Consider the following 2237-nt stretch of genomic DNA (forward strand, 5'->3'; position numbering starts at 1 on the left):
TGGGCGAAGGTCAGCGACCGCGCCTCGGCCAGCGTGACCGGGTCGCCTTCCTCGTCGGCCGAGGCCGGATAGGCATCGACCTCGTCGAGAAAGATGTACCGTGCCGGGGTGGAACGCAGTCCGACCGCCGAGTTCGCCCCGGTCATGATCAGGACGCCGCCCGCGAACTCCTTGGACAACATCGTGTTGCCCGCGTCGCGGGACCGGGCTGGTTTGACCCGCTCCCGCAGGTCGGGGCTTTCGTCGATCAGCGGGTCGATCCGCTGGCGCGAGTTCCGCTTGGCCAGCTCCACTGTCGGCTGGACCGCCAGCATCGGGCCCGGCGCCTGGTGGATGGCGAAGCCGATCCAGTTGTTGCCGGCCTCGGTCGCCCCGACCTGCGCGGCCTTCATGAAGATGATCCGCTGCGTGGGATCGCCCGGGCTGAGCCGGTCCATGATCTCGCGCATGTAGGGCGTGCGCCCCGTCCGATACCGCCCCGGCTCGGCCGAGGCGCGGCCCGAGAGCATGCGGTGCCGGTCCGCCCATTCCGAGACGGTCAGGTCCGGGTCGGGCTGCAGCCCGCTGCCCCAGGCGCGCAGGATCTCGCCCGCGCCGTCGAAGTCGGTCAGGCCATCTTCCAGCCCTGCGCTTGCGCTCCGGGCATTCGTCCCTCGCAAGGGTCCACTGGACCCTTGCGTTTCGCTGTCGCGAAACCGGTCCTCATCACCGGAAGTCGGGCCGGACCTCGGCGAGTTCGTCGAGGTGGGCGCGTACATGTTTCTCAAGGACCCTCTGCATCGTGGCTGGCTCGACGCCCAGATCGGCCGCCATCAGCGCCGCTGCCCGCGCAGGCCAGTTCACCCAAGCGTCCCGCACCTCCCGCGCCAGGCGAAACACCAGAGACAGCGCCCGGGCACGCTCGATCAATTCCCCCTTCAGCTTCTGGAGCCGGATGCGCCGCTCCTGCGCCTTCAGCACCTCGTTCGCGGTCTTCGCCTGCAGGAAGGTCGTGCCGCCGCCGATGGCAGGGACCGCCAGACCCTGTTCGCGCAGCGTGTCGCCGACGGCGGCCACCGCCGCCTCGGGGACGGGCTTCAGCTTCGGTTCGGGCGGCTTGCGAGTCTTCGAGGGGTCCGTGGTTTCCGCCCGCCTGGCATCGCTGGCGGCCGTGTTGATGCTTCCGTCCGGATAGAGCACCAGTCGCTCGGCCGTCTTCGCCTTCTGGATCGCGCCCCGCGAGAGCCCGACATGGGCAGCGTACTGGCGCTCGCTCATGCCCTGCATCGACGGCTCCGATTATCATTCAAGATCATGTGCTTATCGAGTTGATAAGCGTCGCGGACAGAGGGAACGTCACTCCAACGAAGCGATGCAACTCACTACGGAGCCACCAGAATGACCCGCCGCGCCACTGACAATTCCAAGGCCCTCGACGCCTTCATCGCTGCGAAGACCGAGATTGACCTGATGCTCCAGCGGCTCGCCGCCCTCAGCGCCGACCACTTCGAGACCAGCCCCGACGAGATCCATTGGGGGCACGTCGGCACCCTGAACCACTATCGCGCCAAGCTGCGCGAGATCACCGACATGGCCTTCAAGGAAGGCGAACACGCCGAGTGAGACGACCCGCTCCCGGTCCCGCCCGCCGACCGGCGGGCTCGACCTCGTAGAAGGGCCCGCATCTCGCGCGCCCCGACACGGGAGACGACGATGACCCAGATTTCCGACACCCAAGCCCTGATCCTGAGCGCCGCCGCACAGCGGCCCGAGCACATCGCCCTGCCGCTGCCCGACAGCCTTCGCGGCGGGGCCGCCGCCAAGGTGGTCGGCGCGATGCTCGCCAAGGGCCTGCTGCAGGAGGTCGACGCCGACCTGCGCAAGGGAGAGCCCGTCTGGCGCGAGACCGGCGACGGGCACGGCACGACGCTGGTAGCCACCGACGCAGGGCTCGCCGCCATCGGCATCGAGCCCGAGGACACGAACACCGCGCCTGTGGGCGCCGACCACGCGCCGAGCGACGTGCCCGCGACGGACACCCCAACCGAGACCGAAACCGCGCCCACGGCGCGCATGCCGCGCGAGGGGACCAAGCAGGCCACGCTCATCGCCATGCTGCGCGCGCCGGATGGCGCGACCATCGAGGAGATCATGGCAGCCACGGGCTGGCAGTCGCACACGGTGCGCGGCGCGATGGCCGGGGCGCTGAAGAAGAAGCTCGGACTCGAGGTGACCTCGGAGAAGGTCGAAGGACGCGG

4 protein-coding genes are annotated in these 2237 nt (G+C 69.3%); 2 read left to right on the forward strand and 2 right to left on the reverse strand.

Going from position 1 to position 2237, the window contains the following annotated elements:
• A partial coding sequence (locus tag G5V65_RS21650; RefSeq protein ID WP_206526928.1) for a phage terminase large subunit family protein occupies positions 1–659 on the reverse strand: 659 nt, incomplete at its 3' end.
• Between the two features lie 46 nt (positions 660–705).
• Positions 706–1266: a hypothetical protein gene (locus tag G5V65_RS21655; protein WP_165054654.1), complete on the reverse strand. Its 561-nt coding sequence runs from the start codon at positions 1264–1266 to the stop codon at positions 706–708.
• A gap of 111 nt (positions 1267–1377) precedes the next feature.
• Here G5V65_RS21655 and G5V65_RS21660 point away from each other — a divergent pair, with 111 nt between their 5' ends.
• Together G5V65_RS21660 and G5V65_RS21665 are read left to right on the forward strand one after the other, a co-directional pair.
• The gene (locus G5V65_RS21660) at positions 1378–1602 is read left to right on the forward strand and encodes a hypothetical protein (protein WP_165054656.1); all 225 of its coding nucleotides are present in this window, start codon (positions 1378–1380) and stop codon (positions 1600–1602) included.
• A gap of 90 nt (positions 1603–1692) precedes the next feature.
• Positions 1693–2237 (forward strand): DUF3489 domain-containing protein (locus G5V65_RS21665; RefSeq protein ID WP_165054659.1); only part of this gene is annotated, 545 nt, incomplete at its 3' end.

Source organism: Paragemmobacter kunshanensis, assembly GCF_011059185.1.
Taxonomy (GTDB): Bacteria; Pseudomonadota; Alphaproteobacteria; order Rhodobacterales; family Rhodobacteraceae; genus Paragemmobacter; species Paragemmobacter kunshanensis.